The 23,924-nt window shown below is 59.2% G+C and carries 15 protein-coding genes, 1 pseudogene and 1 CRISPR repeat array; of the genes and pseudogenes, 12 read left to right on the plus strand and 4 right to left on the minus strand.

What is annotated here, in order from left to right; all coding sequences use genetic code 11:
- Window positions 1-53 precede the first annotated feature (53 nt).
- The 5 genes from ACVW0B_RS04540 to ACVW0B_RS04560 all read left to right on the plus strand — a co-directional run bounded on the left by ACVW0B_RS04540 (window position 54) and on the right by ACVW0B_RS04560 (window position 9,847).
- The gene (locus ACVW0B_RS04540; RefSeq protein WP_414328794.1) at window positions 54-431 is read left to right on the plus strand and encodes a response regulator; all 378 of its coding nucleotides are present in this window, start codon (window positions 54-56) and stop codon (window positions 429-431) included.
- The gene (locus ACVW0B_RS04545) at window positions 428-793 is read left to right on the plus strand and encodes a response regulator transcription factor (protein WP_011433531.1); all 366 of its coding nucleotides are present in this window, start codon (window positions 428-430) and stop codon (window positions 791-793) included. Before ACVW0B_RS04540 ends, ACVW0B_RS04545 begins: the two co-directional genes overlap by 4 nt.
- Window positions 794-908: 115 nt before the next feature.
- The gene (locus tag ACVW0B_RS04550; protein ID WP_457440606.1) at window positions 909-1,427 is read left to right on the plus strand and encodes a CheW domain-containing protein; all 519 of its coding nucleotides are present in this window, start codon (window positions 909-911) and stop codon (window positions 1,425-1,427) included.
- A gap of 291 nt (window positions 1,428-1,718) precedes the next feature.
- Window positions 1,719-4,211, plus strand: coding sequence for a methyl-accepting chemotaxis protein (locus tag ACVW0B_RS04555; RefSeq protein WP_457491054.1), 2,493 nt, complete (start codon window positions 1,719-1,721; stop codon window positions 4,209-4,211).
- A gap of 191 nt (window positions 4,212-4,402) precedes the next feature.
- Complete coding sequence (locus tag ACVW0B_RS04560) at window positions 4,403-9,847, plus strand: response regulator (RefSeq protein WP_457491055.1); 5,445 nt, start codon at window positions 4,403-4,405, stop codon at window positions 9,845-9,847.
- A 351-nt stretch (window positions 9,848-10,198) separates the two neighbouring features.
- Here the strand turns inward: ACVW0B_RS04560 and upp are convergent, their stop codons facing one another.
- A complete protein-coding gene (gene upp / locus ACVW0B_RS04565) occupies window positions 10,199-10,834 on the minus strand; it encodes a uracil phosphoribosyltransferase (protein ID WP_414329961.1) in 636 nt (211 codons plus the stop codon).
- A 114-nt stretch (window positions 10,835-10,948) separates the two neighbouring features.
- Here upp and ACVW0B_RS04570 point away from each other — a divergent pair.
- A pseudogene (locus ACVW0B_RS04570) lies at window positions 10,949-11,983 on the plus strand (metallophosphoesterase family protein); the annotation flags it as partial.
- 69 nt (window positions 11,984-12,052) lie between these two features.
- Window positions 12,053-14,549: direct repeats of the CRISPR family, unit length 36 nt; unit sequence GTTTCCAATTTCTAGGGATCCCCCCGAAGGGGGAAC.
- Window positions 14,550-14,820: 271 nt separating this feature from the next.
- Here the strand turns inward: ACVW0B_RS04570 and ACVW0B_RS04575 are convergent.
- Window positions 14,821-15,726 carry a cation diffusion facilitator family transporter gene (locus ACVW0B_RS04575; RefSeq protein ID WP_457491056.1) on the minus strand — a complete coding sequence of 302 codons (906 nt, stop codon included), beginning with the start codon at window positions 15,724-15,726 and terminating at the stop codon, window positions 14,821-14,823.
- 135 nt (window positions 15,727-15,861) lie between these two features.
- On the opposite strand from ACVW0B_RS04575, the gene ACVW0B_RS04580 reads away from it, so the two are divergent.
- Together ACVW0B_RS04580 and ACVW0B_RS04585 are read left to right on the plus strand one after the other, a co-directional pair.
- Complete coding sequence (locus ACVW0B_RS04580) at window positions 15,862-17,268, plus strand: UDP-glucose dehydrogenase family protein (protein ID WP_457491057.1); 1,407 nt, start codon at window positions 15,862-15,864, stop codon at window positions 17,266-17,268.
- Window positions 17,269-17,292: 24 nt separating this feature from the next.
- Window positions 17,293-18,240 (plus strand): UDP-glucuronic acid decarboxylase family protein, encoded by a 948-nt coding sequence (locus ACVW0B_RS04585; protein WP_457491058.1) that lies wholly within the window; start codon window positions 17,293-17,295, stop codon window positions 18,238-18,240.
- Between the two features lie 49 nt (window positions 18,241-18,289).
- Here the strand turns inward: ACVW0B_RS04585 and ACVW0B_RS04590 are convergent, their stop codons facing one another.
- Window positions 18,290-18,670 carry an ArsR/SmtB family transcription factor gene (locus tag ACVW0B_RS04590; RefSeq protein WP_457491059.1) on the minus strand — a complete coding sequence of 127 codons (381 nt, stop codon included), beginning with the start codon at window positions 18,668-18,670 and terminating at the stop codon, window positions 18,290-18,292.
- 127 nt (window positions 18,671-18,797) lie between these two features.
- Between ACVW0B_RS04590 and ACVW0B_RS04595 the strand changes: the two genes are divergently transcribed.
- The 4 genes from ACVW0B_RS04595 to ACVW0B_RS04610 all read left to right on the plus strand — a co-directional run bounded on the left by ACVW0B_RS04595 (window position 18,798) and on the right by ACVW0B_RS04610 (window position 22,556).
- Window positions 18,798-19,514 (plus strand): MBL fold metallo-hydrolase, encoded by a 717-nt coding sequence (locus tag ACVW0B_RS04595; RefSeq protein ID WP_011433521.1) that lies wholly within the window; start codon window positions 18,798-18,800, stop codon window positions 19,512-19,514.
- A 116-nt stretch (window positions 19,515-19,630) separates the two neighbouring features.
- Window positions 19,631-20,113 (plus strand): DUF29 domain-containing protein, encoded by a 483-nt coding sequence (locus tag ACVW0B_RS04600; RefSeq protein WP_414352140.1) that lies wholly within the window; start codon window positions 19,631-19,633, stop codon window positions 20,111-20,113.
- Window positions 20,114-20,169: 56 nt separating this feature from the next.
- Complete coding sequence (locus ACVW0B_RS04605; RefSeq protein WP_457491060.1) at window positions 20,170-20,745, plus strand: rhodanese-like domain-containing protein; 576 nt, start codon at window positions 20,170-20,172, stop codon at window positions 20,743-20,745.
- Entirely contained in the window at window positions 20,742-22,556 is a 1,815-nt protein-coding gene (locus ACVW0B_RS04610; RefSeq protein WP_457491061.1) for a SulP family inorganic anion transporter, read from the plus strand. The genes ACVW0B_RS04605 and ACVW0B_RS04610 overlap by 4 nt, the downstream gene beginning before the upstream one ends.
- On the opposite strand, the gene ACVW0B_RS04615 is transcribed toward ACVW0B_RS04610, so the two are convergent.
- Window positions 22,534-23,793, minus strand: a complete 1,260-nt coding sequence (locus ACVW0B_RS04615; RefSeq protein WP_457491062.1) for a hypothetical protein — start codon at window positions 23,791-23,793, stop codon at window positions 22,534-22,536. The two genes, ACVW0B_RS04610 and ACVW0B_RS04615, sit on opposite strands and share 23 nt — an antisense overlap.
- Window positions 23,794-23,924 lie beyond the last annotated feature (131 nt).

Genomic DNA, 23,924 nt, shown 5'->3' on the forward strand with positions numbered 1-23,924 from the left:
TCAGTCAAAGCAGCCCGACGGTTGCGCGGGAGTGCAAAAGGAGCAAGACGGCGATGAGCAAAGTGCTGGTGGTGGATGACAACCGTACCTACCTGGAGACCATTTCCAGCTTGCTTTCCGAGAACGGTTTGGAAGTCTCCACAGCAACAGACGGCGTAGAGGCAATGGAGTGCATTCGCCAGCAGAAGCCTGATGTGGTGGTGCTGGATATTGTCATGCCGCGCATGAACGGCTACGAGGTATGCCGGGAAGTGAAGGGGGATGAAAGTACCAAACACATTCGCATCGTCATGTGTTCCACCAAAGACCAGACCTTTGATATCGAGTGGGCCAGGCGCAACCAGGCGGATGCCTATGTAACCAAGCCCTTTAAGCCCCAAGAGCTCCTGGCGACCATCAAACATCAATTGCGGGAGATGAATCGGAAATGAGTCGCGTTTTGGTGGTGGAAGATAGCCAATCCCAGCGGGAGATGATCAGCAAGCTGCTGCAGGAAAACGGCTTCGAGGTGATGACTGTGGAAGACGGGGTGGAGGCCGTAGAGGCGGTGAAGCAAAACAAACCCGACCTGATCGTGCTGGACATCGTCATGCCGCGCATGAACGGCTATGAGGTGTGCCGTCTTCTCAAGGCCGACCCTCTCACCCAAAAAACGCCCATCGTCATGTGTTCTTCCAAGGGCGAAGAATTTGACCGCTACTGGGGGATCCGCCAGGGAGCGGATGCCTACATTGCCAAGCCTTTCCAGCCCCAGGAACTGGTGGGTACGATCAAGCAATTACTGAGAGGCTGAGAGCTGCCCCTTCTGCTTCCACGCCTTTCGGCAGGTCCTGAGAACGACTCTGCGTTTTAAGCAGGGAGGGGGGCGGGATCAACAGTCCACAAGACTATCCATGCGGGGGAGCATCATGCTGGGGGATCTGGATTTATTGATGGGGGATGAGACCCAAGAGTTGCGGGAGATGGAGGCTCCCGAAGGTGAGCTATTCCTAAAGTTCAAGATTGCCACCGGGGAGGAATTTGCGCTGCCAGCGGTATCGGTTGTGGAGGTGGTGAGCATTGGCCCAGAGAAAATCACCCCCATGCCCAATGTGGCCCCAGTTTTGCTGGGCACGCTGAATTTGCGGGGCGAGATCATCTGGGTTGCAGACCTGGGGCAATTTTTGGGGATCAGCCCGCCCCTGAACATCGACCGAGCCGAGATTCCTGTGGTGGCCGTGATGGATCAACAGGATTTGCTCATGGGCTTGGCTGTGGATTTAATTGTAGGCATGGAGTGGCTGAAGACTGAATTGGTGCGGCCTGCCCTCACGGCTCCTGAGTCCATGGCTCCTTTTTTGCGAGGGGAATGGGTGGTGCCCGGAACGGGATCGCGCTTGCCATTGCTGGATCAGTCGGCCATCCTGCGATCCAATCGTTGGGGTTGACAGACGACCCCCTGGGAGCTCAGCGGGAGGAAAGTGTATAGTTCCTATCAAAGATCCAAGCTAACTCCAGCCACAATGGGGAAAGTTGGACCAAATCTATCCCCTACCGATGCGTGTCGAGGCTGTTGAGGGTAAGCCCTGAGACGGCGGCAGAAAGGCCCACTCTTGCTTGACTGAATGTGGAAAAGGGGGGATAGCCTGCATCCATGGGGTTTTGAGGTGTTGGGGGCGTTCCGTTTGCATCTGTGTTGACGCGTGAACAGAGGTAGGCAAGCAGTGAAGGGAGGATCCATGGTTCCGAGCGCGAACAGTCAGAGAGACTACACCGATGCGATGGCCGCCTTTTGGCAGGGAGACTACGTCCGGGCGGTGCGGTTGTTCAACCAAGTGGCCGCTGCTGAACCGCAAGATACTGCTGTCAAGCTGCTGCTGGCTTTGGCACAAAAACAAGCTGGGCAGTTGTTGGAAGCTCGCCAAACCTACAACACCATTTTACAAACAGCCAGTGATCCCGATGAGCTGGAGTCGGCCCGGAAGGGTCTAGAAGAGCTGTTGCAAATGGCACCGGAGCTGGCGGATCTTCCCGATTCCCCAGAAGCGGACGAGTTTCGCTCTCCAGATGAGTTTGCCCGTGGGTCGGATGCCTTTTCGGAAGAGGCTTTCTCTGCTCCCGATCCCTTCTTGCAGTTCGAGGAGATGGGGGAAGAGGAGGCGGATCCCTTTGCTCAGAATCCCTTTCCACTGGAGGCAGACAGCCTTGGCAGCGATTTCATGGGGGAAGAGAGATTCAGGGATCCCTTGGAGACCGGCCTGCAAATGCCGGGAGCTGATCCATTGGGTTCATCTTACCAGATGCCAACCCATTCTCGGGTAACACCACCGGCCACCTCGCGACGGGTAGGCTCGGAAGAGGGCGGGCCTCAAACCGATCCGGTGGTCGAAGATGACTTTGCCTTCCTCAACGAGTTCGATCGAGAGCATCTGGAAGCCCTAGAAGGCGACTCCGACTCCATTACGCAGTTGGCCGGCGATGCCGATTTTCCCGATGAGATGGGCTTCTCCCTGCCCGGTCTTGAGGAAGAGGAAGGGGGATCCCTGGAAGAAAGCCTGCCGACCGAATTGGCTGCCCCCATGAGTGAGCCGATCCCTGCTCCCGACGAAGATACTGCCAGTCCCAGCCCTGGTCTTTTCGATCTTGACGAGCTAGACAGCTTGGATGGTGAACTTGCCGGCATGGATGGCGGCGAGCCGGTGGGGGCCTTCCACCCAAACGAGGGGGCGATTGGGGGGATGAGCCCAATGGCGGAGACCGGCAGCGGAGCGGCCCAAGTTCTGCTGCCCACGGCCTCCCTCCCTATTCCCAGTGTAGGTGAACAAGGGGAAAGAACCTCTGCTGGGATCGCCAACCGACCGATTGGGGATCGGCAATTGGCCATAGCGCTTATCCAAGGAGCTGTGAGTTTGGCTGCCGGCTTGGCGATTGGCCTTGGGATCCCGGCCAATGGGGGAGCTCGCTTGATTGCCGGGGTGATTGGAGGCGGGCTGATCGGCACAGGAGCAGGGGTTATCCTCGGGGCCAGCAGTGCCAAACAAATTCGCTCCACCGCCCAAGAGCTGGCCGGCCACTTTGCCGCCTTGGCCCAGGGGAATTATTCAGTACGAGCCACAGCCAACACCCACGATGAGCTGGGGCGCTTGGCCGACAGCTTTAACCAGATGGCGGCTGCCCTTGAAGCCAACTTCGCCGAACTGAGCCAGCGGGCTGCCGAGCAAGGGCAAGCTAAGGAAGACCTACAGCGCCAGGTGATTCGCCTGCTGGACGACGTGGAAGGGGCTGCCCGTGGAGACCTGACGGTGCGGGCAGAGGTGACTGCCGACGTGCTGGGGGCTGTGGCCGACTCCTTTAACCTGACCATTCGCAGTCTGCGAGACATTGTCAGCCAGGTGAAGCGGGCCGCCGCCGCCGTGAACGATGCCGCCTTGCAGAACGAGGACTTTGCCCGCAGCCTCTCTGCCGACGCCTTGCGCCAGGCGGAGGAGATTTCCAACTCCCTCAACTCCATTCAGGAGATGACGGACTCCATTCAAGAGGTGGCCAGCAACGCCCGCGAAGCGGCCAACGTGACTGCCCAAGCCACAGAAGCAGCCGCTCGGGGTGGAGAAGCTGTGGATCGCACGGTAAGTGGCATCCTGGAAATTCGCGAAACCGTGGCAGAAACCACCCGCAAAGTGAAGCGATTGGCGGAATCCTCGCAGGAAATTTCCAAAATTGTGGCTTTGATCTCTCAAATTGCCTCGCGCACCAACCTGCTTGCCCTCAACGCCAGCATCGAGGCGGCCCGAGCCGGGGAATCGGGACGGGGCTTTGCCATCGTGGCCGATGAGGTGCGACAACTGGCCGACCGAGCTGCCAAAGCCTCGAAGGAGATCGAGCAGATCGTGTTGCAGATTCAATCGGAAACCGGCAACGTGATGACGGCTATGGAAGAAGGCACCCAACTGGTGATCGAGGGGACGCGGCGGGCCGAGCAGGCCAAGAACAGCCTGGACGAGATTATCGAGGTCAGTCGCCGGATCGACGAGTTGGTGCGGGCGATCTCTCAGGCCACCGTGCAACAAACGGAAACCTCTCGCTCTGTGGCGCAGGTGATGCAATCGGTGGAGTTGACCGCCAACGAGACCTCTAAGGAGGCGCAGAAGGTGGCAGCTTCGCTCCAACAGTTGGTGAGCATCGCCCGCGAGTTGCAAACTTCTGTCGGTCGCTTCCGGGTTGGGGATGAATGAGCAAATCTGCTGTTTTGAGGGCATTCTAGGGACAAGGATCCCCATGCAGGAGACGTTATCGATCCTTAGCAAATGGCACCGGGATCCCCCTGTTCCGACTTTTGGCCGGACTCTTCGCTCAGGCGAGCCTCAATCTGTCCGGTCTGCTATTACTGATGCATACCTGTGGGCTGTAGGAAGGGCCTCCTGCCATGAATGAAGAAGCACAAAAGCGGATCCTCAGTTATTTCATCGAAGAAGCCCGCGACCACTTGGCAACGATTGAACAAGTGCTCCTCAGCTTGCGGGACAGCATGAGCGATCCCGAGCTGATCAACGAGCTGTTTCGAGCTGCTCACTCCATCAAGGGGGGAGCTGCCATGCTGGGCCTCACCAGCATCCAACGGACGGCCCACCGCATGGAAGATTTTTTCAACATCTTTCGCTCCCGTCCAGGCGGAGTGCCTGTCGACCAGCACCTGGAAACCCTGCTGCTGCGGGCTTTTGATGGGCTTTCGATGTTGTTGGAGGAGCTGCAGAGCCCCCGCGGCCTCACCCAAGAAGTCAGCAACACCACCCTGGCGGAATTGGAGCCGGTTTTTCAAGAGACCGAAAGGCACATTCAAAATCTTCTTGGCGAGGGCCCTGTCTCAGCTCCCGTCTCGCCGCCGGCGGTTCGCACCCTGCAGCAGGACATGGCGGAGGTGGTGCCGCAGCAGTTGCACCAGATGCTGGAGCTGTTTAAACAACGGGATCAGCCAGATGTCCGAGAGCGCTTGGCAGCGGCGAATGCCGTTCTCAAGGAGATCGGACAAGTTCATCATCTGGCGGGCTGGCAACAGTTGACGGAAACCTTCGAGCAAGCCCTGGGCAACCCCGATGCCGACCTGCGAACTTTGGCTTTGGTTGCCTTGCGGGATTTGAAGCAGGGACAGCAGCTCATCCTAGACGGCAAGGCCGAACAGGTTGCCCCTTCTTCAGAACTGCAACAATTGGCTCGCCCTGCCGCTCCCCCTGCCCCACCGGATCCTCTTGAGGTGGTGGTGCATCAGCAGATCCCGGCCCTGCTGCGCCAGATGCTGGAGCTGTTCAAACGTCCTGACGACCCGGCCACTCGACCGGCTCTGCAAGCTCTGGCCCAATCTTTGCAGGATTTGGGGCAATCTTCGGCTCTGGAACTGGGAGGCTGGACAGACTTGACCCGCTTGGTGGGCGAGATTTTGGCGGATCCCGGCCAGGATTTGCGGCAGTTGGCCCTGCCGGTGCTGCGAGATCTGAAGCAAGCCCACCAGGCTCTGGCCAATGGAGCGGCAAACACCATTCAGCCCTCGGCTGAGCTGCTGGCTTTCCGCCCTGTTCCGGCAGCCCCTGAAGAGCCAGAAGTCCCTGAGCCCTTCGACCTTGGCCTTGCTTGGGGGTCTGAGGCAGAGCCGTCATTCCCAGAACCTGGGGGTGCCCCAGAGGATTGGGCTGCGGCTGCTGGGATCCCTGCGGAGGAAGGCGCTACCCCCGATCTGAGCTGGGAAGCGGTAACCCTCGCTGAGACATCCTTTCAAGAGGATGAGCCCGGAGCTGCCCTGTCGCCGGAGCAGGAGAGCGCAGAGGCAAGCGGAGATCTGGCGGCGGAACAGCTCTCATCCCTATGGGAAGTGGGCACTGCTGAGGACTCCGTCCCGCTGGCGGGAACAGATTCAGAGCACCGATCTGCTCCCGCGGAAGAGGGGGATCTGGATCTGAGTTGGCCAGGGATCCGAGCCGAAGCGGCTTGGGAGGAAGACTGGAGGACAGCTGCCGTGCCGGCAGAAAGCCCAGAAGAGGACGGGCAGGGAGCTGACTTGGCCTCTGTTGCGGACGACTTCGGTCGCGTTAGCGGAGCGGAGCTCTATGCCACTCCCTTGGATCTGGAGGAAGAAGCCACCTCGGCCTTTGACGAGCTGTTCGCCAACGCAGAAGCGCTATCCGATATTGAAGAATTCCCAACGGAGCTGATCCCTCCTTCTCCTGAGCCCCTCTCCCAGACCTTTGAGGATCTGAGCCCAAGGTTGGACGAGGAGAGAGCCGAGGCAGATCTAGCGGAGCTGTTTGCCGAAGTGGTGAGTGAAGAGACAGAGGGGTTTGTCTCTGCTGAGCTCGCCTGGGATGCTGGACAGGAGCCGACTGACCGGAGCGCTGCTGCGGACATGAGCGAGGGATCCGGCTTTGTCCCAGACGCAGCCGCAAGTGCTGGGGTAGAGGCGCTATTCGAGATTGAGGAACTTCCCGTAGAGAGCGCCTCCCGGCAAGAAGGGTCTCAGCTTCCGGACTTGGAGGCCGTTCCCGCTGGTGAGCCGGAGGCCGATCCTTGGGCGGCTGAGCCGTCTCCACCCCTTCAAGAGACCCTTGAGGACAGGGAAATCGCAGCAGATCTCTGGGCTGAATTTCCCGCAGACATCCAGCCGGAGGATTTTTCCATCCCAGCAGATTATCTGGCAGAGTCGGGATCCGACGAGGTGGGATCCTCAGAGTTCGCCGACTCTGCTGCCTTTGATACTGCCGAAGACAGCCTGGAGAGCTTTTTTTCCACCCCTGCGGCAGAAGCCGATCCGGCTTGGTCGATGCCGGAAGCAAGTGAACCTTCCGTATTTTTGGATCCCTCTTTTGGCCCATCCCTGGACATCGCTGAGGCTGATGCTGCCGAAGCTGAGCAACTGGGGGATCTCTTTATCGGCGAACCCTTCCCCACGTCGCCCGACATGGCCAACGAGCCGAGGGAATCGCCAATTCCAGACTTCGGAGCCGAGCTGAGCCTAGGGGATCTCTTCGCCGGCGAGACCCTCGAGGAGGCGTCCGATGGGGACTCCATCCCCCTGACCCAATCAGCAGCTGGGGACACAGCAGAAGCCCAGGAGTGGGCGCTTCTGGAGGAGCTGTTCCCGGTCCAGGAGGAGTCTTTCGCAGACCTGCAACCCACGGCTGAGGAGGCAGTCGCCCCTTCCCCCGAGCTCTCCTTCGACCGTCTCGATGCCCTATTCACCCAGGAATCCGACCCAGAAGAACTGAGCCTGGGGGCCAGGGGATCCCTCTCGGCCATGGATAGCGACAGCCAGGTGGATCTGGATGAGTTGAGCCAGTTCTTTGCAGAAGGGGAAGCGCTCCAGGAAGAGACCCCCTTGGATTTTGCCACCTTCCTGGAGGACACAGAAGCTTTGCAAGCGAGCAGCCTGGCGGAAGTGCCCGTGTCTGAGCCAGAGCCGCCGGTTGCCGCACTGGAGGAAGAAAATGCCCTCCAGCCTGCGGAGGACGATCTGGAAAGCCAGTTGGCCAGCCTGTTTGCAGAGGATGAATCCTTAGCCGTTCCTGTTGGCGAGGCCGAGACCCCAGAGGAAGAGGCGCTGGAAGCTGCTCCGGCTCCCCGTTTGGACGATTTGGCCGCCCTCTTCGACGCTGCCGAGCCGGCGGTAACCCCTGAGCTAGAAAAGGCTATCGCCCCCCTTGTGGGATCCCCTGCAGCCGCGAGCGGCGAGGCTGCTGACGACTTTGCAGCCCAGCTGGAATCGCTCCTGGGCGATCTCGAGGTTCCTGCCCAAGCACCTGCTGCGGCGCCAGCACCTTCGCCGCCAATTGCCGCTGCTGCTCCAGCAACCCCCACCCCAGCAGCAGCTGCCCCGGCGGCAACTGGGCCGACTTCACGGCGAACTGCTGCCCTCAGCAACCCTGTGATGCGGGTGGAGGTGCGCCACCTCGACTCCATCAACAACCTGGTGGGAGAGTTGGTGGTCATCCGCAACAGCATGGAGCAAAACCAAACCCGTCTGCGCCAGTTTCTGGATGGCCTGTTGGGCCGTGTGCAACAGCTAGGGGATCTGGGCCAGCGCATGCGGGATCAGTATGACCGCTCCTTGCTGGAATCGGCTTTGTTCTCCAGCCGCAGCAGCTCAGCCTATGGCGGCACGGTGACGGTGGGCTTCGGTCGAAATGGGGAGGGATCCACCCGAGGCAGGCGCGGCCATTCCTCCGGCCAAGAGTTCGACAAGCTGGAGATGGACCAGTTTACGGCCTTCCACGCTCTGGCCCAGGAGATCATTGAGCTCATCGTGCGGGTGCGCGAGTCCTCCTCCGACATCGAGTTTGCCGTGGATGAGGCAGAGCAGATTACCCGCCAATTCCGGCAGGTAACCACCCAACTGCAAGAGGGCCTGAACCGGGCGCGCATGGTGCCCTTCTCGCAAGTTGCCGATCGGTTGCCCCGCGCCATTCGGGATCTCTCCATCAAAACGGGCAAGCAGGCCAGCCTGGTGGTGGAAGGCCGTGACACGCTCATCGACAAGGCCATCCTGGAGGAGCTCTATGACCCCATGACCCACCTGGTGAACAACGCCCTGGTACATGGGATCGAGACCCCTGAGGAGCGGCGGCGGGCGGGCAAGCCCCCTGAGGGCAAGATCACCGTCAAGGCCTTCTATCAGGGCAACCAAACCATCATCATCGTCTCGGACGATGGCGCCGGGATCCCGGTGGAGAAGGTCAAGGCCAAGGCCCAAAGGCTGGGGCTGCTGTCGGAGCAAGCCGACGAAGACGAAGTGTTCAACGTTCTCTTCCACCCTGGCTTCAGCGTTCGCGAGGCCAGCGAGGTGGACGATCTGGCCGGGCGGGGGGTTGGCTTGGATGTGGTGCGCCGCAACATCACCGATCTGCGCGGCAGCATTCAAGTGGATTCTGCGCGGGGCAAAGGAACCACCTTTACCATCCGCCTCCCCCTCACCCTGAGCATTTCCAAGGCCATGGTGTGTGTCAGCGACAAAGCCCTGATCGCCTTCCCCCTGGATGGCGTGGAGGAGATGCTGGATGTTCCTGCCGACGAAGTTCAGCCGGATGAGCAGGGGCGGCCCTCGATTCTCTGGCGGGATCAGCGTCTTCACTTCCAGCCCCTCTCAAATCTGCTGGCCTACAGCCGCAGCCACAGCCGCAGCCGTTCCGAGGTGTACAGCATCACCCAGGATGAGGGCATTATTCCCATTGTCATCCTGCAAAGTGCCGGCCAGTATGTTGCCCTGCAGGTGGACAGCTTCGTGGAAGAGCAGGAAATCGTGATCAAGCAACTGCGCGGGCCTGTGCCCAAGCCACTGGGCATTTCTGGGGCAACGGTGTTGGGGAACGGGCGGGTCCTGCCGATTGCCGACATCATCGAGCTGGTGGACATAGCCCACGGTCGCCGTCGGGATCTCAACCGCTTCTGGCTGGATCACCGGGATGAGGAGCCAACCCCAGAAGAGGTGCGCCAGACCACCGTGTTGATCGTGGACGACTCGATCACCGTTCGGGAGCTGCTCTCGATGTCTTTCCAGAAGGTGGGCTACCGGGTGGAACAGGCGCGGGATGGCCAGGATGCCTGGGAAAAGCTGCGCGGCGGCCTGCCCTGCGACCTCATCTTCTGCGACATCGAGATGCCGCGGATGGACGGCCTAGAACTGCTCACCCGCCTGCGGGAAGACAGCAACTTCAAGCATCTCCCGGTTGCCATGCTCACCTCGCGGGGGGCAGAACGGCACCGGCAAACAGCACGGGAGCTGGGAGCAACTGCCTACTTCACCAAGCCCTATCTGGAAGAGGAGCTGCTCAGCGCTGCTGCCCGCATGTTGAGGGGGGAACAGTTGTTGGCGCCCAACCCAACTTCCTAATCGCGACAGCGGTGCGGTTCCCGTTCAGTGTGGCGCAGCAACATAGGGTGCTGTAGGCATGGCACTGATACATTTACGCTGAACACTGCTGAACATCACTGTTCAACTATGCAGCGATAGCATTCTGTTTGTTTCCAAACAGAATGGCGGTATCCCGCAAAGCTTTGAGTAGAATACCCAAAGCGCAGTTTCCGTGTCGTCTTACTACCAATTTTCTGCTTTGCTTTGGCTACCATGTTGGCAGACTCGAAAGTAAACAGAAAGATCAACTGGTAGTAATCCGTACTGAACATATTATACATTATTTTCAGTATAGTTGAGCTTATCATTGACTAGAGTCATGCTCTCCCATCAGCGGGTGCCGAACAGGCGATCCCCTGCATCTCCTAGGCCGGGGAGGATGTAGCCGTGCTCGTCTAGGCCATCGTCTACAGCAGCGGTATAGATTGGCACATCTGGGTTCTGTTCGTGGAAATACCGGATCCCTTCTGGGGCGGCCACCAGGCAGATGAAGCGGATCGACTGGGGTCGGGTTTGGCGTAGGCGCGCTACAGCCGCTGCTGCCGAATGGCCGGTGGCCAACATTGGATCCACCACCAGCACCTCACGATCTTCGATATCGGTGGGCACCTTGAAGTAGTACTCGATGGGGATCAGGGTATGGGGATCCCGATATAGGCCGATATGCCCCACCCGTGCTGATGGGATCAGCTCCAGCATGCCGTCGAGGAGCCCTTGGCCGGCCCGCAGGATGGAGACAAGCACCAACTTTTTCTCTGCCGCCAACATCGGCGCCAACATTGGGGCCATCGGGGTTTGAATGGGCTGTAGCTTGAGGGGCAGATCGCGGGTCACCTCGTAGGCCATCAAGAGGCTGATCTCCCGCATCAGCGCTCGGAAGTCGGCGGTTGTAGTTTCAACACGGCGCATGAGGCTGAGCTTGTGCTGCACCAGAGGGTGATCGATGGTAATCACCTGGGCCACCATGCTGTGCTCCTGAGATAATCGGGATCCCGTGATGGATGCCAGAATAGCAGAAGCGCTTGTCCCCCCGGTGGGCCGAAGGCTCTATCTGCTTGCTGTTGTCAAGGGGAGTAATCCGTGCAGATCCGCTTTGCTGTGGTGAGCGATCCCCACGTCGCCCTCCCTTCCACCCTTTGGGATCACCCCAGCCGATTTCACCTGGTAGAGGTGAGCATCCCGGCTCTGGAACAGGTTTTGCAGCATCTGGTGCAGTTGCCTCTGGATTTTCTGCTGTTGCCGGGGGATCTGACCCAGCATGGGGAGCCGGAAAACCATGCATGGCTGGCAGAGCGGCTGGCTCGACTGCCCTTTCCGGCTTTTGTGGTGCCCGGCAACCACGATGTGCCCCAGCCCGAGGCCAGCGGGCGCTCCATTGGTTTGGCGGATTTTCCCCGCTACTACCGAGCTTTTGGCTACGAGGATGGGCAGTCTTTGGATTACAGCCGGGTTCTGCGGCCAGGGATCCGTTTGATCGGCCTCAATTCCAACCATTTTGATGCTCAGGGTCAATTGGTGGGGTGTCTAACCCCAGAACAACTGACCTGGCTGGAGAAAGAATTGGCGGCAGCCGAGGAAGAGCTGGTGCTGCTGATGGTGCACCATAATGTGGTCGAGCATCTGCGCGGCCAGTCTCTCCATCCCTGGGGGCGTCGCTACATGCTGGAGAATGCCTCTCAGTTGCGGCGGCTGCTGCAAGCTTATGGGGTGCAACTGGTGTTCACCGGACATCTGCACATCCAGCACATCGCCCGACGAGGGGGGGTTTACGACATTACCACCGGCTCTTTGGTCAGCTTTCCTCACCCCTACCGCCTTGTCGAGATCCGGTCGGATCGAGAGACCGGAATCCAAGTCCATATCCAGAGCTACCGGGTGGGATCCCTGCCCGATTGGCCCGATTTGCAAGCGTTCTCCCGGGAGTGGATGGCCCAGCGCAGCGAACCAGCGGTGGTTAAGTTTTTAACCTCCGCACCGCTGAATTTGCCTTTGGAACAGGCACAAGCCTTGGCCCCACAATTGCGCTACTTTTGGGCAGCGGTGGCTGCCGGGGATCCAGACCTCACTTTCCCAGACTTTCCCCAGCCAGCAGGCCGATTTCTGGAGCGTTTCAGCCGTTGCTTTCGCTGCCCGCCTGATAACCAGGCCCAGCTTCAGTTCGCTTCCAATTTCTTTTCCAATTTCTTTTCCAATTTCTAGGGATCCCCCCGAAGAGGGAACTGAACGGCGTCCTGCGCCGGGGAGGCACGTACAAGAAGTTTCCAATTTCTAGGGATCCCCCCGAAGGGGGAACCTGGCCACAGCGCTTCTCCGGGCTGTCTGGGATCCCGTGGGGTTTCCAATTTCTAGGGATCCCCCCGAAGGGGGAACGCGGATCCGTGTATACAGCTCGGTGCTTTTGGGTTACCACACAGTTTCCAATTTCTAGGGATCCCCCCGAAGGGGGAACCCCCAGAACATCGAGATCGAGGCAGAAAGCCCCTTCACGTTTCCAATTTCTAGGGATCCCCCCGAAGGGGGAACACTACATAGTGACCGTCGGTTCCGCAGAGTTTGATGGGGTTTCCAATTTCTAGGGATCCCCCCGAAGGGGGAACCTCGAAGAACCTCAGTGACTTAGACGCCAAGTATACGTTTCCAATTTCTAGGGATCCCCCCGAAGGGGGAACGAGAAGATCTTGGGCTGCAATAGTCGCCACTAATCTCGTTTCCAATTTCTAGGGATCCCCCCGAAGGGGGAACTTCTACGGGCCACCTCGCTTGGTGGTCAAAGAAATTGGGTTTCCAATTTCTAGGGATCCCCCCGAAGGGGGAACTGCATGACTTCCTAGTCATCCGTTTGTACCAAGATCAAGTTTCCAATTTCTAGGGATCCCCCCGAAGGGGGAACACTCGCCACTGCAACTACAGTGTTGTCCAATATACCCAGGTTTCCAATTTCTAGGGATCCCCCCGAAGGGGGAACCAGAGACGGGCTAGCCATATAGGTATAGCCTAGATGTTTCCAATTTCTAGGGATCCCCCCGAAGGGGGAACTCCAGGGTTTAAGGCGAAGATTCAGGTCTATTACCACGGTGTTTCCAATTTCTAGGGATCCCCCCGAAGGGGGAACACATCCCTTCATGGGCAGTAGCAGGTAGCACCATCTAGTCCGTTTCCAATTTCTAGGGATCCCCCCGAAGGGGGAACTTCAAGTTATCGTGACGGAAGATCTCAAGGTCGACGTTTCCAATTTCTAGGGATCCCCCCGAAGGGGGAACCTCTTTGGTATATTTCGCCATGTGTACCTCCCTTTACGGTTTCCAATTTCTAGGGATCCCCCCGAAGGGGGAACTTACATTACTCTTCTGTATAGAAGAGATCGTCTTCCACGTTTCCAATTTCTAGGGATCCCCCCGAAGGGGGAACGGTCTTGCCTTCCAGCTCAAAGCTATCGGGAATGGTAGAGTTTCCAATTTCTAGGGATCCCCCCGAAGGGGGAACCCGGAGCACCGACTCCCGAATGGCCGCTTTCACGACCTCTGTTTCCAATTTCTAGGGATCCCCCCGAAGGGGGAACACATCCCCTGAATCTCTCTATAAACCGGAAGACGATACTGTTTCCAATTTCTAGGGATCCCCCCGAAGGGGGAACGCCATTTATGGGCTCGTGACAGCTCGGAAAAAGACTGTTTCCAATTTCTAGGGATCCCCCCGAAGGGGGAACCCCGTGCTCGTCGCGATGGTGGCGTACAACTTTCCTGTTTCCAATTTCTAGGGATCCCCCCGAAGGGGGAACCGTGGAACGATACAGTACTGTTATCTACCACACTACAAAGTTTCCAATTTCTAGGGATCCCCCCGAAGGGGGAACGGGCTAAGTCCTGTGCAATAAACTAACCTGATTCCAACAGTTTCCAATTTCTAGGGATCCCCCCGAAGGGGGAACTTTGAAAATGTCCCATGCCCATCCTGGGCAGTGGCCTGCGTTGTTTCCAATTTCTAGGGATCCCCCCGAAGGGGGAACTGCAAGACGTACAATCGAACGGTGCCAATAAGGCACGTTTCCAATTTCTAGGGATCCCCCCGAAGGGGGAACGCCAAAGTATGGCACTTGGATCGTTGAGGAAAAGCTGGTTTCCAATTTCTAGGGATCCCCCCGAAGGGGGAACTTTACTCACATCCAAAGGAACTCTCAAGACGTGGGAGCACCAAGTTTCCAATTTCTAGGGATCCCCCCGAAGGGGGAACTATAAGAGGGCGCGGTTCCACCTTATATTCACAACCGTTTCCAATTTCTAGGGATCCCCCCGAAGGGGGAACCACGTACCCTACCAACAAGAGTTGTTGGTAGCAGAGGGGTACTGTTTCCAATTTCTAGGGATCCCCCCGAAGGGGGAACATTTCTATTTTCACTGACTAACGAAAAGCCGGACTGGTTTCCAATTTCTAGGGATCCCCCCGAAGGGGGAACACCAGTAATCAGCTTTACCTAGGTCAACGCTAAATCGACAGTTTCCAATTTCTAGGGATCCCCCCGAAGGGGGAACAAGACTTCACAGCCGCTGGTTGGACCGAGAAGGAGATCAAGTGTTTCCAATTTCTAGGGATCCCCCCGAAGGGGGAACCCCCCTTTTGGACATACGTGTCCCTTGTTTGCGTTCTTGTTTCCAATTTCTAGGGATCCCCCCGAAGGGGGAACTCCACCCCTATTAAAGCCAAGCAGGGCAAGGGATGCAAGACCCGTTTGCGAGGGATCCGGAAAAAAGGGGGCAAAAAGAGTTTCGGCGAGGGGGTTTTGGGGCCGGAAAGCCTTGTGGCACAAGGCGTCGAGGGATCCGACGAAAGAATGGGCTTTTCCGAGATTTTGAGGGACGCTCGCAGAGGCGTTGATACCGTTTTGGTGTTCTTTTGGAAACATCAGGATCCCTAAGGTTTGGCTAGGCTATCTGTTGGCAGGTGGCGAGCTCCTGCTAGGGTTGCTCGATATGGGAGCGAGGCTCCAGGTGGATGAGGATCCGCGCCGGCCCGTAGCGCCCTTGCAGGAGGTGTTCGACTTCCTCAGTGAGGCGGTGGGCGGACTCAATGTCCTGTGGCTCCACCACCAGGTGCATCTCGATAAAGACCATTTCCCCTGGGATCCCGCGGGAAGTGATGTCATGGCAGTCGAGCACGCCTGGCACGCTCAGGATCAGATCCCGCAGGGCCTCAGAGGGGATCGCCACCCGGTCGGTGAGGTAGGGAAGATACTCCTGCAGCACTTCCCAGCCGCTTCGGAGCACCAGCAGCGCCACCGGCAAAGCCAGGGCTTGATCCAACCAAGGGATCCCCCAATAATGCATGCCGGCCAACCCCAGCAACACTGTCAGCGTCACCCCAACGTCGCTGAGGGTATGGCGCGCATCGGCCAACAGCAGCGAGCTGGACAGAGCTTTGCCCCAGCGGTGCTCGTAGAGGGTGACAAAGACGTTAATGCCCAACACCCCCACCATCACCCCCAAGGTTAGCTCGTCAATCTGCAGGTGGGGCTGGGGCTCCCAAAACCGCTCCACGGCTGTGCGCAAGATTTCCAGGCTGGCCATCCCCAAAAAGGCAGCGATCCCCAGCGCTCCAATGGCTTCAAACTTGCGATGGCCGTAGGGATGGTCGTCATCGGGCTCTGGCGAAGAAAAGCGCACGGCCACCAAGCCCAAAATGTTGCTGGCGCTGTCGGTGGAGCTGTGCAGGGCATCGGCAATTAGGCTTAGGGATCCCGTCGTCAGCCCCAGGACTAACTTGATCAGAAACACCAGGACATTTAGCCCTAGCGTGACGTACAGCACCCTCTGCACTTGGCGCTGACGGCGGCTGGCTATGGCAGCAGAATCCAGAAAGCTCACTGCAGCTCGGGCGGGGATCCGCAGATGTCCTGCTTTATTCTGCCACCGACCTCAATGGGGGTAAGGGAGGGTACCCTAAAAGCAAGCTGCTAAGGCTTAGTCAAGTGGCCGCCGATTGGGGAGCGAACTCTGAGTATGCACGTTGCTGTGGTAGGCGCTGGCTATGTGGGCCTGGTAACAGGGGCTTGCCTGGCTCACCTAGGAAATAGCGTTATCTGTGTGGACAACAACTCCGCCAAGATTGAAGGGCTGCAGCGGGGTCGCCTGCCCATCTACGAGCCCGGCCTGGAAGAGCTGGTGCGGGAGGGAACTGCGGCGGGTCGGCTGCACTTTAGCACCGATCTGGGCCTTGGGATCCAGGCCAGCGAGGTGGTGTTTATTGCCGTGGGCACCCCGGCCCTGCCCAGCGGGGATCCCGATCTGCGCTACGTGGAAGCAGTGGCGCGGGAAATTGGCCAGCATCTGGACGAGCACTATCGAGTCATTGTCAACAAATCCACTGTGCCCATTGGCTCTGGGGACTGGGTGCGCATGCTCATTTTGGACGGGGCCGCCGAAGCCGCCAAGCAGCGGCTGAGCAGCCGGGAAGTGGGGAGGGATCCTGAGGCCAGATCTCTCACCTTAGAGCTCTCCCCTTGGACGCCGCAGTTTGACGTGGTGAGCAACCCCGAGTTCCTACGGGAGGGCAGTGCCATCCAAGATACCTTCTACCCGGATCGCATTGTGATTGGCTCCAACAGCCCCCGCGCCATTGAAATCATGCGGCAGCTTTACAAACCCATCCTCAACCGCCAGCAGGGCCTGCAAGGGGATCCCGTGCCTTTGCTGGTGACCGACCTGGCTTCTGCCGAAATGATCAAGTATGCCGCCAACGCCTTCCTGGCCACCAAGATTAGCTTTATCAACGAAATGGCCAACATCTGCGAGCGCACCGGTGCCGACATCACCCAGGTGGCGGAAGGGATCGGCCTAGATAGGCGCATTGGCCGCGCCTTTCTCAACGCCGGCATAGGGTGGGGCGGAAGCTGCTTCCCCAAAGATCTGGCGGCTCTTATCCAAACCGCTGCTGACTACGGCTATGAGGCCAAGCTGTTGCAGGCCACGGTGGAGGTTAACCGAGAACAGCGGCAGCGCCTGGTGGAAAAGCTGCAGCAGGCCCTCAAGGTGCTCAAGGGTAAAACCGTTGGCCTTTTGGGCCTCACGTTTAAACCCCACACCGACGACCTGCGGGATGCCCCTTCCCTGACTTTGATCGAACAACTCCACCGTCTGGGGGCCAAGGTCAAGGCATATGATCCAATTGTATCCGCTTCGGGGATGCGGGAGGGGCTAGCCCATGTGGTGGTGGAAACGGATGTGTTTCGCCTGGCCCAAGATTGCGATGCCCTGGTGTTGGTGACGGAGTGGCCGGAGTTTTTGTCGCTGGATTACCGACGGATTGCAGAGCTGATGCGGCGGCCCTTGCTCATCGATGGCCGTAACTGTCTGGATCGGGAGGCGGTGCGGCAGGCGGGCATAACCCTCATTGGAGTGGGCTGGTAGGTGCTGGGGAAATCAGGGGAAATCATGAAGATCCTGGTTACGGGTGGCCTGGGATTTATCGGATCCCACTTGGTAACCCGCCTTCTGCAAGAAGGCCACTGGGTCATTTGCCTGGACAATGGCTCCACAGGCCGGCAGCTCAATGTCCAGGCCCATCTGGACAACCCCGCCTTTCAGCTCATCTGGCACGACGTGGCGGATCCCTTGCCGCCCGCTTTGGAAGAGGCCGGGATCCAGCAGATCTACCACCTGGCCTGCCCCGCTTCTCCCCCCCACTACCAAGCGGATCCCATCCGCACCATCCGCACCAGCCTCTGGGGCACCTACCACCTGCTGCAACTGGCCCAGAAAACGGGAGCGAGGTTCCTGCTGGCCTCGACTTCAGAAGTGTACGGGGATCCCCAAGTGCATCCCCAACCGGAAGACTACTGGGGCCACGTCAACCCCATCGGCCCGCGGGCCTGCTACGACGAATCCAAGCGCTTGGCGGAAACCCTCACCTTCGACTGGCAGCGGCAATACCAAACGGAGATCCGGGTGGCCCGCATCTTCAACACCTACGGCCCCGCCATGCGGGAGGACGATGGCCGCGTGGTGAGCAACTTTATCGTCCAGGCCCTGCGCGGGGATCCCCTGACGGTCTATGGGGATGGATCCCAGACCCGCAGCTTTTGCTACATCTCCGACCTGGTGGAAGGCTTGATCCGGCTGATGAACAGCCCCTACCCCGGACCCTTTAACTTGGGCAACCCAGAGGAGTTCACGATCCTGGAGCTGGCCCAGCAGGTGCTCGCCCTCACCGGCAGCCCTTCTCCCATCGTTTACCGGCCTCTGCCGACGGACGATCCCAAGCAGCGGCGGCCCGACATTCGCAAAGCCCGTGCCCTCTTGGGTTGGGAGCCTCGGATCCCGCTGCAAGTTGGGCTGCAACAGACCATCCCTTACTTTCGTCGGCGGCTGGGGCTGGACTAATCATCGGGTGCTCCCGACAACCCCAACCCGTTTGAGAACCCTTTCCGCCTCAGCTCGGTTGACCTGGGTGAATGGCTGCCAGCGGCTCCAGTTGGCGGGCTTGCTGTTGTAGCCGACTCACCAACTGCCGACATACCATTTCAAACAGCTCAAAGCACATGGGATCCGCAATTTGGTAATAAACACTCACCCCCTTGGGCTGACGGCTGACGATCCCTGCCTGGGTCAGGATCTTGAGGTGCTTGGAAACATTGGCCTGGCCCATACCCGTAGCTTCCAAGACTTGGGTGACGTTCTTGGGCCCCGAGCGCAACTGACACAGGATCTGCAGGCGGTTGGGTTCCGCCAAAACCTTGAAGTACTCTGCCACGCTGTCGAGAACCTGCGGCGTCAGGATTGTGCGACACTCATTCACATCCGCTCTGCTCACCGGCTTTCTCCCATCAACAAACCTGCTTGCGCCGTTCGTCAACTTGATTTTAACACTAGATAGTTATATAGTGTTCCTAGAAAGTCCAAGTTCACGTCGGACTTTCGATACCAGACAGGAGGGCACTATGCTATTTCGCCAACTGTTCGACGCAGAAACAAGCACCTACACCTATTTAATCGCGGATCCGGCAACTCGCGAGGCCGCCCTGGTGGATCCGGTACTGGAGCAGGTGGAGCGGGATTTGAAGTTGATTCGGGAATTGGGTCTAACCTTGAAGTACTGCCTGGAAACCCACGTTCACGCGGATCACATCACGGGAACCGGGAAGCTGCGGGAACTGACCGGTTGCCAAGGGGTGGTGCCAGTACAGGCCAAGGCTCAATGTGCAGATCGTTTCATCGGTCATGGGGAAACGCTGCAAGTGGGATCCGTCGTCATTGAAGCCATCGCTACCCTGGGCCACACCGACAGCCACATGACCTACCGCGTGAATGGGGATCGCGTCCTTACCGGAGATGCCCTGCTGATCCGCGGCTGTGGGCGCACGGATTTCCAAAGCGGGGATCCCGGCCTGATGTACGACCATGTTACCCAGCACTTGTTTACGCTGCCCGATGAGACGCTGGTCTATCCTGGCCACGACTATCGCGGGCACACCGTCTCCACCATTGGCGAGGAGAAGCGCTGGAACCCGCGCTTTGTGGATCCGGAAACGGGCAACCTGCGTTCCCGTGAGAGCTTCATTGCCCTGATGAACAGCCTCAACCTGCCCCAGCCCAAGAAGATCCAGGAAGCGGTGCCGGCCAACGAGCAGTGCGGCCAAGTGGCAGCAGCGGTTTAATTCCTTCTGGGCAGTGAGGTGCAGGGTAAGCCCCCGCCGGCTGGGGAGCCCATGTGAAACTCCGATGGTGAGGGCCCGCTGCTCTGGGTAACCTTCTCTCAATTGGCTTGCCAGAAATGGAGAGTTTGAGCGTGGATCGAGAAAGTCTCTATGAGAGCGATTTCTACGCTTGGATCCAGCAACAAGCTCAATTTCTGCGGGATCGGGCCTGGGAGAAGCTGGATCTGCCCAATTTAGTCGAGGAGATTGAATCGTTGGGCAGACAACAGCGGCAGGAACTGCGAAACCGACTTGCAGTTTTGGTTGGGCATCTCCTCAAGTGGGAGTACCAGCCAGAGGGGAGATCCGCAAGCTGGCTCCTCACCCTCCAGCTGCAGCGGCAGGAAGTTCTGGAGCTTCTTGAAGAAAGCCCAAGTCTCAAGCCCTATTTGCCAGAGGCCATCTCCAAGTCTTACTTGGGAGCGCTGAAGCTGGCCCTGGAGGAGACCAAGCTGCCCAGAAAGATTTTCCCCAAAACCTGCCCTTATTCCTCAGAGCAAATCCTGGATAGCCGGTTTTACCCCGGTGAGCCCAGTCATTTGCTTGAGGAGGGGGATTAATCCCAAAAATCGCTGCATTTTGCATTTTAGACAACGCTAGAAGCAAGGAGACAACCATGACCGTAACCCAGCAAAACCCCACGCCTTCTCAGGAACGGGATCCCCGTCTCAAGGAGATCGATGCCCTGACCTTAAAACAGTGGCTGGATCAGGGGCGAGTCCAGCTCATTGATGTGCGGGAGCCGGGAGAATATGCCGATGAGCGGATCCCGGGGGCCATCAACATGCCCCTATCTACCTTTGACCCGGCCAAAGTGCCCGCCTCTACGCCAGAAAAGCCGGTGGTGTTGCACTGCCGCATGGGCAGCCGCTCCATCCGCGCCGGTTGTCAGTTGCTAGACCGCGGCTGGCCGGAGGTGATTAGCCTCAAGGGCGGGATCGAGGCTTGGAAAGCGGCCAAGCTGCCCGTTACCCGCACCCAAAATGCGCCCATCTCCATCATGCGGCAGGTGCAGATTGCAGCGGGATCCCTGGTGCTCACCGGAACCCTTCTGGGGGCCTTTGTCAACCCCTGGTGGCTGCTGCTGAGTGGCTTCGTGGGCGCCGGGCTGGTGTTTGCCGGGATCACCAACACCTGTGGCATGGCTCTGTTGCTGGCTCGCATGCCCTGGAACCGAGGTCAGGCGCTATGAGTGGGATCCCTTCTACTTCCTCTGGGGGGCAAGGGATCCTGGCGCGGTACCTGCCCTTTGCTAAGGAGTCCCTTTGGGTCTTCCACTATCAGCGATCAGATTTGCCGGGAGATCTGATCGCCGGCCTTGTGGTGGCTATTCTGCTGGTGCCTCAGAGCATGGCCTATGCCCTGTTGGCCGGGTTGCCCCCCCAAGTGGGCCTGTACGCCAGTATTTTGCCGGTGATCGTCTATGGACTACTGGGATCCAGCCGCGCCTTGGCGGTAGGGCCAGTGGCCATCATCTCCCTGTTGGTGGCGGCAGGGTTAGAGCCCCTGGCCGGTCGCGTCAGCGGGACGGAGTCCTTGCCGGGCAGCCCGGAGTATGGACAGTTGGCTTTGGGGCTGGCCTTGGAGGTGGGTCTGGTCCAGGGGGCCATGGGGTTGTTGCGGCTGGGGTTTTTGGCCAATTTCTTAAGCCACACGGTGGTGACTGCCTTTGGCAGCGCGGCGGCCTTGATCATCGGCTTCAGCCAGCTCCGCCACCTCCTGGGGGTCAAGATCGCCAATACGGAGTCCTTCTTGCTGTTGGTGCAGCGGCTGTGGCAAAGCCTGGACAAGGTGAACTGGGCAACCTTTGGCCTAGGGCTGCTGGCCGTATCCCTGCTGGTGTACGCTCAGCGAAAGTTGCCCCACCAACTGCGGCGTTGGGGTGTGCCTCCAGGTTGGGCCTTGATTTTGACCAAGGGGGCACCGCTAGCGGCTGTGCTCGTGACCAGCCTGTTGGTCTGGGGCCTAAACCTCTCGGAGAGGGCAGGGGTATCCGTTGTTGGCTCCATTCCTCCCGGGCTGCCCCCTTTGAGCTTCCCCCAGTTGAGCTGGGAGCAGTGGACAGCGCTTCTGCCCACAGCCTTGGCCATCAGCTTGGTGGGCTTCACGGAGAGCTATGCCGTGGGGCAGTCCTTGGCCAGCCAGCGGCGGCAGAAGGTGGATCCCAACCAAGATCTGGTGGCTTTGGGGGCAGCCAACTTGGCAGCAGCCTGCAGTGGCGGCTATCCGGTAACGGGCGGCATTAGCCGGTCGGTGGTGAACTTTCAAGCGGGAGCCAACAGCGGCCTGGCTTCCCTGATCACCGGCCTGTTGGTGGCTTTGACGGTCATCTGGCTGATGCCCCTGTTCACCTTCTTGCCCCAGACCACCCTGGCGGCCATCGTTCTGGTAGCAGTGCTGGCACTGGTGGATTTTCACCCCCTGCTGCAAAGCTGGCGCTACGACCGCGGCGATGCCCTGGTTTGGTTGGTAACCTTTGCCAGTGTGCTGGGGATCGGAGTGGAGCAGGGGATCGGAATAGGGGTGTTAGTCTCCATCCTGCTCTTTCTTTGGCGGGCTAGCCGTCCTCACATTGCCATCGTGGGTCAGGTGCCCGGTACGGAGCACTACCGCAACGTGCAGCGCCATGAGGTGATTACCGATCCCCGTATCTTGGCAGTGCGGGTGGATGAAAGCTTGTTTTTTGCCAACGCAGCCTACTTGCAGGAGTATCTGCTGCGAGAGGTGGCGGCGCGACCCACAGTGGAGCAGGTGCTGCTCGTTGCCAGCGCCATCAACTTCATCGACGGCAGCGCTTTGGAAGTGCTGACCCAGTTGGTGGAACGTTTGCAGCAGGCAGGGGTGGGCTTTGCCATGGCCGAGGTGAAGGGGCCGGTAATGGATCGCCTCCAAAAGGCTGGGTTTGTGGAGAAAGTGGGCGCTGAGCGCTTCTTCCTCTCCACTCACCAGGCGATGCAAGCCCTCGGATCCCAGCAGAGCCTCAGTCAGGTGTCATCTTCCTGATCAGCACAAGGGGGGTTTGTTCAGCGGCATTGCCGGCGGGGTTCTTGCCCAGGGCTTGCTCCACCAGCTCCCGCTCTACGCCGGGGCTGGCTGCCAGGATCTTGACCTGCCCCAGATCGTTGGCATCCACGATGGCCACTTCGTAGCCCGTCTGCCGATGCAGATCCCCCACCAACTTGGCCGGATCCCGCGGCCCCAGCACGATGAACTGGTCATAGGGAGGCAGGGTGCCAGTAACGTCGTCGATGAGATCGGCCTGCTCCCCCGCCAGGGCATAAAAGACCCCCGGGATCCCCAGCAGTTTGGCCAGGGATCCCACCACAAAAGCCCACACCACCCGCCAGGCCCCGGAGCAGTCGATCAAAGTCTGCATCCCGTAGCAGCTTGAAAGACTGGTCTTGGAGGGGAAGAAGTAGCACAGGGTGCGTGCCAGCCAGCCGGGTTGGACTTGGAGAGGATGGCGAAAGTTGCCCTGCACAATGGCCACGGCACTCTCGGAAATAGCCACCACATCCCCAGGCTGGACGTGAGGGCTCACGTACCGCTGCAGCACCTCGGCCAAGTCATCGCTGGGGGTCAGCAGATGGGTGGGAACGGCGGCCCAAAGGAGGGATCCCTGCTGCTGCCAGTTCAGCTCCGGCAAGGGATCCACCTCTTGCAACGGCAGGATGAGATGGCTGGTCTTGAGGGTGCGCCGCTGCCGCCCGTACTGGATGTAGTCCAGCTGGAGCCAGGCCGAGCGCAGATCCGCTAGCCCTTTCCCCTTCAGCTCGATCTCGACTTCTAGGCCAGTCTGGCTCTGGGGGGTGAGGATATAAGCCTGCCAGTAGTTGTCTTGCCGGGGGGGAAGATCCGGATGGCGAGAGCGCAGGCGTAGGCGGGTGTCAATGCCTTCTAGGGATCCGGCGCTGAGCAAATGCAGTCGCGGCTGCACCTGGGCCAAGGTGACCTCAAAGAGGGGGTTGAGGTTGCGGGCCACGAACTCCGCCTGGATAACCCAGTGCTCCAAGGTGTTGCGGCCTATGCCCCAGCCCTTGGGTTCCACCACCAGCTGGTCAGCGGGGCGGGTTTTCAGCCAGTACAGCAACGTTCCCAAGCTGAGCAGCAGCCCGGCCACCACCTGGCTCCAAGCCGAGGGATCCCACAGCCAACGCCAAGCCCCCCATAGGCTGAGTCCTACCCCGGCCAGCACTGTGGCCAACACGCCACGATTCACCATGCTGCTACTTGTTGCCATCGGGATCCCACTCCTCCAAGTCCTTAAACCCTGCTAAAGTCTGCCCCTTTGTCCACCACAACACCCTAGACTACAGGTACGCTCTAGCTCTTCTCCTGAACCCTAGCCATCCTACCGGGAAACCGAAGCAG

Source organism: Thermostichus sp. MS-CIW-23 (genome assembly GCF_054059455.1).

What these genes read in the sequence shown, in the direction of transcription:
- ACVW0B_RS04540 (WP_414328794.1), top strand. Translation starts at nt 54, where the DNA reads ATGAGCAAAGTGCTGGTGGTGGATGACAACCGTACCTACCTGGAGACC.
- ACVW0B_RS04545 (WP_011433531.1), top strand. Translation starts at nt 428, where the DNA reads ATGAGTCGCGTTTTGGTGGTGGAAGATAGCCAATCCCAGCGGGAGATG.
- ACVW0B_RS04550 (WP_457440606.1), top strand. Translation starts at nt 909, where the DNA reads ATGCTGGGGGATCTGGATTTATTGATGGGGGATGAGACCCAAGAGTTG.
- ACVW0B_RS04555 (WP_457491054.1), top strand. Translation starts at nt 1,719, where the DNA reads ATGGTTCCGAGCGCGAACAGTCAGAGAGACTACACCGATGCGATGGCC.
- ACVW0B_RS04560 (WP_457491055.1), top strand. Translation starts at nt 4,403, where the DNA reads ATGAATGAAGAAGCACAAAAGCGGATCCTCAGTTATTTCATCGAAGAA.
- upp (WP_414329961.1), bottom strand. Translation starts at nt 10,834, where the DNA reads ATGGTGGCCCAGGTGATTACCATCGATCACCCTCTGGTGCAGCACAAG.
- ACVW0B_RS04580 (WP_457491057.1), top strand. Translation starts at nt 15,862, where the DNA reads ATGCACGTTGCTGTGGTAGGCGCTGGCTATGTGGGCCTGGTAACAGGG.
- ACVW0B_RS04585 (WP_457491058.1), top strand. Translation starts at nt 17,293, where the DNA reads ATGAAGATCCTGGTTACGGGTGGCCTGGGATTTATCGGATCCCACTTG.
- ACVW0B_RS04595 (WP_011433521.1), top strand. Translation starts at nt 18,798, where the DNA reads ATGCTATTTCGCCAACTGTTCGACGCAGAAACAAGCACCTACACCTAT.
- ACVW0B_RS04600 (WP_414352140.1), top strand. Translation starts at nt 19,631, where the DNA reads ATGGAGAGTTTGAGCGTGGATCGAGAAAGTCTCTATGAGAGCGATTTC.
- ACVW0B_RS04605 (WP_457491060.1), top strand. Translation starts at nt 20,170, where the DNA reads ATGACCGTAACCCAGCAAAACCCCACGCCTTCTCAGGAACGGGATCCC.
- ACVW0B_RS04610 (WP_457491061.1), top strand. Translation starts at nt 20,742, where the DNA reads ATGAGTGGGATCCCTTCTACTTCCTCTGGGGGGCAAGGGATCCTGGCG.
- ACVW0B_RS04615 (WP_457491062.1), bottom strand. Translation starts at nt 23,793, where the DNA reads ATGGCAACAAGTAGCAGCATGGTGAATCGTGGCGTGTTGGCCACAGTG.